This is a genomic window from Cellulomonas septica, from assembly GCF_012396155.1.
Lineage (GTDB): Bacteria > Actinomycetota > Actinomycetes > Actinomycetales > Cellulomonadaceae > Cellulomonas > Cellulomonas septica.
In genome coordinates this window covers 1-6,391 of record NZ_JAAXOY010000156.1, presented here as the reverse complement: position 1 = coordinate 6,391, position 6,391 = coordinate 1, and the positions used below count along the sequence as shown (strand labels likewise).

Below are 6,391 nucleotides of genomic sequence, written 5' to 3'. Positions count from 1 at the left end.
CTGCGGCTGGGCCGGCGCGGAGCCGCGCAGACGCGACTCGCTGAGCGCGTCGCCGGGCCAGATCGACCCCGTGTTCGTCGAGACCGGGACGGCACCCGTGGTCGTCGCGGGCGTGGGGGACGTCGCCGGGGCGGACGGGCCCGAGCGCGCCTTGCGGCGGCGTCCGTTGCGCGCGCGCCCGTCGACCGCGGGCGTCGGCGAGTAGTCGTAGTACGTGTACTGCTCGCCGGCCTTGCGGCGCTGGCGGTTGAGCACGATGCCGAGCACACGCGCGCCCACGGTCTCGAGCGACGACAGCGACTCGGCCAGCTGGTTGCGGTGCAGCTTGTCCGAGCCCGCGACGAGCAGCGCGCCGCCCGTGAGCTTCGCCAGGATCGCCGCGTCCGTCACCGGCAGCAGCGGCGCGGTGTCGAGCAGCACGACGTCGTAGCGCGACGTCAGCGTGGCCAGCAGCTGCGCCATCGCCTGCGACCCGAGCAGCTCGCTCGGGTTCGGCGGGACCTGGCCCGCGGGCAGGACGTGGAGGTTGCCGTTGCCCCACGGCTGGATGACGTCCGTGACGTCCGCGCGGCCGATGAGCGCCGTCGTGAGGCCCACGCCGCCCTCGAGGCCCATGTAGCGGGCCACCGCCGGGCGGCGCAGGTCCGCGTCGACCAGGACCACGCGCGTGCCCGCGTCCGCGAGCGTGATCGCCACGTTGATCGACGTCGTCGACTTGCCCTCACCCGGCAGCGACGACGTGATGACGATCGACCGCGGCCGGTCCGCGACGTCGAGGAACTGCAGGTTCGTGCGGACCCGGCGGAAGGCCTCGGCCCGGTGGCTGTGGGGGCTCGACTGCACGATCAGGGGGTGCTTCGGCGCGTCCTCGTCGTAGGGGATCGTGCCGATGACCGACGTCTCGGTGACGCGCGCGATGTCGTCCTCGGTGCGCACGCGCGTGTCGAGGACCTCGCGCAGCACGGCGATGCCGACCCCGAGCGCCAGGCCGACGAGCAGACCGAGCGCCAGGTTGAGCTTGAGGTTCGGCGACGACGGGTCCGTCGGGGCCGTCGCCTCGCGCACGACCGAGACCTTGACCGCCGACGGGCCGCCGTCAGCGGGCGTCTCGAGCTCGCCGATGACGTCCTTGAACTGGCCCGCGATCGCGTCCGCCGTCGCCGCCGCGACCGCCGGGTTCTCGTCCGTCACCGTCACGTTGATGAGGGAGGTGTTGAGCGGCGAGTCCGCCTGCACCCGGCCCGCGAGGGACTCCGCACGCACGTCGAGGCCCATGTCGTCGATGACCGGCCCCAGCACGCTCGGGCTGTTCACGAGCTGCGCGTACGACGTGACCTGCTGCCGCGTGAAGTTCGCGCCCTGGAGGAGGTCCGACGTGGACGCGCCGCCCTGCACGGAGACGTAGAGCTGAGTCGTCGCCTGGTAGACCGGCGTCATCGCCAGCGACGCCCCGACCGCGCCCAGCGCGCACAGGGCCGTGATCGCGACGATCGAGACCCACCGCTTGCGCAGGACGCGCAGATAGTCCTGGAGCTCCAACGAAATGCCTCCCCTTTGGTGCGCGGGGCGGACCCGCGGCGCGCAATTCTCTCACGGACACGCATTCGCCGACCGCCACGCCGGGGCCGTGCCCACCCCCTGTCGTCGGCCGCGAGGCCCGCACGTGCGCGCGGGTGGAATCCCCGGGAAAATGCCGCCGTCGTGCCCTCGGATGTCCGGCTCGTCATTCTTCGTCCGGATCCGGAAGGCCGTGCCACAGGTAGCATGCTGCGGTTAGTGAAGTCCACCGCAGACGGGGGGAACGGTGGTCGAGATGCGCGCCGTCGGACCCGACCGGGCCGACGACCGTCCGGGTGCCGTCGAGGTCGACGCGCCCGCGGGCGCGACCGCCCCCTGGTGGCCCTGGTACGTCGCCCGCCTCACGATCACGGACGCGTTCGCGGTCGTCTTCGCCGTCGGCGTCGCGTACGTCGTCCGGTTCGACATCGGCGGCACCACGCTCGTCTCCGGCGAGTACTCGCCGTCCTACCTCACCGTCTCGGGCGTCCTCACCGCCGCCTGGCTCGCCGCCCTCGCCGTCGTCCGGTCCCGCGACCGCCGCATCATCGGCACCGGCCCCGTCGAGTACGCGCGCGTGTTCGGCGCCACCTGGCGCCTGTTCGCCGTCGTCGCGATCGTCGCCTACCTGCTGAAGATGGACATCGGCCGCGGCTACCTGGCGATCGCCGCACCGCTCGGGCTCGTCCTCATCCTCGTCGGCCGCTACGTGTGGCGGCAGTGGCTGCACCGCCGTCGCGACGCGGGCCGCATGCAGTCGGGCGTCGTCGTCATCGGCCACCGCGAGAAGGTCGCGCGGCTCATCGAGGAGCTGCACCGCAGCCCCCGCGCCGGATACACCGTCCTGGGCGTGTGCGTGCCGTCCGGCGAGGTCGCGTCGAGGGAGACGGTCGCCGGCGTCCCCGTGCTCGGCTCGCTGGGCGACGCGGCGCGTGTCGCCGTCGCCACCCACGCCTCCGCCGTCGCCGTCACCGGGTCCGACGCCATCACGACCGAGGCCGTCCGGCAGCTCGGGTGGGACCTCGAGGGGTCGCACGTCGACCTCGCGCTCACCCTCTCCCTCGTCGACGTCGCCGGGCCGCGCGTCACCATGCAGCCCGTCTCGGGGCTGCCGCTCATGTACGTCGACGAGCCGCGGTTCACCGGCGCCAAGTACGTCGCCAAGACGGTCTTCGACTGGGTCGCCGCGGCGGCGCTCGTCGTCGTCCTGTCGCCGCTGCTCCTCGTCCTTGCCGTGCTCGTCGCGACGACCAGCCGCGGACCGGTGCTGTACGCCCAGGAGCGGATCGGCAAGGACGGCCGCCGTTTCCGCATGTTCAAGTTCCGCTCGATGGTCGCCGACGCCCACGATCGCCTGTCCGACGTCCTCGCCGCCGAGGGCGTCACCGGGATCGCGCTGTTCTACAAGCCGAAGAACGACCCGCGCGTCACGCGCGTCGGGCGCGTGCTTCGCCGCTTCTCCCTCGACGAGCTGCCGCAGCTGTTCAACGTCCTGCGGGGGGAGATGAGCCTCGTCGGCCCGCGTCCGCAGATCGCCGAGGAGGTCGCGCAGTACGACCGCGCCGCGCACCGCCGGCTCCTCGTCAAGCCCGGCCTCACCGGCCTGTGGCAGGTGTCCGGGCGCTCCGACCTCACGCCCGAGGCGGGCCTGCGCGCCGACGTCTCCTACGTCGAGAACTGGACGCTCTTCACCGACCTGCTGATCCTCGCCCGCACCGTCAAGGTCGTCGTCGCGCGGAGCGGGGCGTACTGATGGGCGGCGTGCTCGTCCACGAGTGGCTCGCGAGGACCGGTGGGTCGGAGAACGTCTTCGACGCCATGGTCGACGCGTTCCCCGACGCCGACCTGCTCTGCCTGTGGAACGACGTCCCCGGCCGCTACCCAGGTCGTCGGCTCGACGAGACATGGCTGGCCCGCACACCGCTCCGCCACCGCAAGGCGCTCGCCCTCCCCGCCATGCCCACCGTCTGGCGCCATCGCAGCGGGCACTACGACTGGGCGCTCGTCAGCTCGCACGCCTTCGCGCACCACGTCTCGTTCCGCGACCAGCCGCGCGACTTCGCCAAGCTCGTCTACGTGCACAGCCCGGCGCGGTACCTCTGGGAGCCGGACCTGGACGTCCGCGGCGCCGGCCCGGCCGCGCGGCTCGCGGGCGCGCCGTTGCGGGCGCTCGACCGCGCCCGTGCGCGGGAGATCACCGCGGTGGCCGCGAACAGCCGGTTCGTCGCCGAGCGGGTCCGACGGGCGTGGGGGATCGACGCGACCGTCGTGCACCCGCCCGTCGACGTCGCCCGGATCCGGTCCGTGCCCGTGTGGGCCGACCGCGTCACCGGCGCCGAGCGCGAGGTGCTCGACGCCCTGCCCGACGGGTTCGTGCTCGGTGCCTCACGGCTGGTGCCGTACAAGCGCCTCGACCTCGTGATCCGTGCGGGGGAGGCGTCGGGGCGGCCCGTCGTCATCGCCGGGAGCGGGCCCGAGCGTGCCCGGCTCGGCGGGCTCGCGGCGACCGCCCGCGTCCCCGTCACGTTCGTCGACGCACCGTCCGACGCGCTGCTGTTCGCGCTCTACCAGGCGTGCGCCGTCTACGTGTTCCCCGCCGTCGAGGACTTCGGGATCATGCCGGTCGAGGCGATGGCGGCAGGGGCGCCGGTGGTGGCGGGGCTGCACGGCGGGGTCACCGAGTCGGTCGTGGACGGCGTCACGGGCGCCTGCGTCGACCTCGCCGACGCCACCGAGCTCGCTCGCGGGGTGGAGCGCGCGGTCGCCCTGCGCGGGCCGCGCGTGAGCGAGGGCACCGACAGGTTCTCCGGCTCCCGGTTCGCCGCCGAGATCCGCGCGTTCGTCGCGTCCCCGGCGGTCGCCGCATGAGCGATGTGACGCTGCCTCCCGTCGTCGTCCTGTCGACCGCGGATTTCGACGCGCCGGTGTGGACGAACAAGCAGCACCTCGCCGTGGGGCTCGCCCGGCACACGCCCGTGACGTACGTGGAGTCGTTCGGTCTCCGCGCGCCCCGGCTGACGACAGCCGACCTCCGACGGCTGGGACGCCGGCTCCGGGCCAGTCCGGCGAGCCGCCGGGACGCGCGTCCGTCGACCGGGGACGTGCGCGTCGTCAGTCCCCGGGTCCTGCCGCTCCACGACTCGCGGGCGGCGCGGCGGGCGAACGCGGTCCTCGCCGGCCGCCTGCCGTTGCCCGAGCTGGCCGACTCCGTGCTGTGGACCTTCTCGCCGGTCACCTACGGTCTGGAGTCCCGCGCCCGGGCCGTCGTCTACCACGCGGTGGATCTGCTCCACGCGCAGCCCCGCGTGGCGGCTCGCGCGATCCTCGAGGGCGAGCGCCGCCTCGTCGACCGGGCCGACGCCGTGATCGCCAGCAGCACGGGCGTCCGGGACCACCTGCGTGCGCTCGGGCGGGACGACGTCCTGCTGTGGCAGAACGTCGCCGACACCGAGCTGTTCGCGTCGGCGCGCCCGCAGCGGCGTCCGCGCGCGGTCTTCGCGGGGAACCTCACGACGACGAAGATCGACACCGGCCTGCTCCACGCGCTCGTCGACGCCGGCGTCGAGCTCGTCGTCGCGGGGCCGGTCGGGATCGACGGCGCCGACGCCGACGGGTCGTTCGACGGCCTGCTGGGGCGCGACGGCGTCGAGTACGTCGGGAATCTCGCTCCGCGGGCGCTCGCCGACCTCCTCGCGACGTGCACGGTCGGCCTCGTCCCGTACCGCCTGAACGACTACACCGCGGGCGTCTTCCCGATGAAGGTGTACGAGTACCTCGCCGCGGGCCTGTCCGTCGTCTCGACGCCCCTGCCGAGCCTGCGGCACCTTGACGAGCCGGGTCTCGTCCTGGCGCAGGACGCGGAGCTCGTCGGTGCGGTCCGCAGGGCCGTCGGGGATGTCGACGAGGTCGCGGCCGCGGACCGGCGTCGGCGGGCGTCGGACCACTCGTGGACGCGCCGCACCGGCGAGGCGCAGGACCTCCTGCGGGACCTGGTGCCATGACGGAGGAGATCGGCGTCGTCGTCGTGAACTACGCGAGCGGGACGCACACCCTCGCGCTGCTCGAGAGCCTCCGGGGCCGGGACGGGATCGGTCCGGTCGTGGTCGTCGACAACTCGCCCGAGCCGGACCCGTCCACGCGGGCGATCGAGGCCGTCGCCGGCGTCGACGTCACCGTGGTGCGGCCGGGGCGCAACATCGGGTTCGGCGCGGGCAACAACGTGGGCCTTCGCGCGCTCCACGACCGCGGCGTGGACGTCGCCTGGCTGCTCAACCCGGACGCGCGCGTGCTCGCCTTCACGTCGGGCGCCGTGCACGACGCGCTCCGGCAGGCTCCCGACGAGGTGGTGCTCGGGACGTCCGTGCGAGCGAGCGACCGGACCCGAGAAGGCGTCTCCGGGCTGAGCGGGTGGACGGGCCGGGTGTGCCCGCCCGAGCGCGCCTGGGTCACGTTCGTCAACGGCAGCTCCATGGTCGTCCGCGTGCGCGAGCTCCTGGCGCTCGGCGGGTTCGACGAGAGCTACTTCCTCTACTGCGAGGAACCCGACCTCGCGCTCCGGACGAGCCCCCCGGGCGCGCGCCCCGTGACGGTCCCCGAGCTGTGCGTGTCGCACGACGGCGGAGGGTCGACCGGGTCGCGGCGCGACGTCTCGCGCAGCACGGTCACGGCGTACCACGCGAACCGCAGCATGGTCCTGCTGTTCGCGCGGTTCCGGCGCACCCGCCTCCCGGCCGTCGTCGTGGCGCGGTCGGTCGGCGGCCTGGTCGCGCTCTGCCGTGAGCCGGCCGTCGGCCGCTCGTGGCTGCGCGGGCTGGGCAGCGGACTGGTCGCCGCG

General features: G+C 74.0%; 5 protein-coding genes. 4 read left to right on the top strand and 1 reads right to left on the bottom strand.

Annotation, left to right across the window (positions count from 1 at the left end; translation table 11 throughout):
• A partial coding sequence (locus tag HGA02_RS08025; RefSeq protein ID WP_168678584.1) for a tyrosine-protein kinase domain-containing protein occupies positions 1–1,539 on the bottom strand: 1,539 nt, incomplete at its 3' end.
• 274 nt (positions 1,540–1,813) lie between these two features.
• On the opposite strand from HGA02_RS08025, the gene HGA02_RS08020 reads away from it, so the two are divergent.
• The 4 genes from HGA02_RS08020 to HGA02_RS08005 all read left to right on the top strand — a co-directional run.
• Positions 1,814–3,310 (top strand): sugar transferase, encoded by a 1,497-nt coding sequence (locus tag HGA02_RS08020; protein ID WP_168678583.1) that lies wholly within the window; start codon positions 1,814–1,816, stop codon positions 3,308–3,310.
• The gene (locus HGA02_RS08015) at positions 3,310–4,425 is read left to right on the top strand and encodes a glycosyltransferase (protein WP_168678582.1); all 1,116 of its coding nucleotides are present in this window, start codon (positions 3,310–3,312) and stop codon (positions 4,423–4,425) included. Before HGA02_RS08020 ends, HGA02_RS08015 begins: the two co-directional genes overlap by 1 nt.
• The gene (locus tag HGA02_RS08010) at positions 4,422–5,558 is read left to right on the top strand and encodes a glycosyltransferase (RefSeq protein ID WP_168678581.1); all 1,137 of its coding nucleotides are present in this window, start codon (positions 4,422–4,424) and stop codon (positions 5,556–5,558) included. The genes HGA02_RS08015 and HGA02_RS08010 overlap by 4 nt, the downstream gene beginning before the upstream one ends.
• On the top strand, positions 5,555–6,391 hold an 837-nt coding region (locus HGA02_RS08005; RefSeq protein WP_168678580.1), incomplete at its 3' end, for a glycosyltransferase family protein. The genes HGA02_RS08010 and HGA02_RS08005, both read left to right, overlap by 4 nt.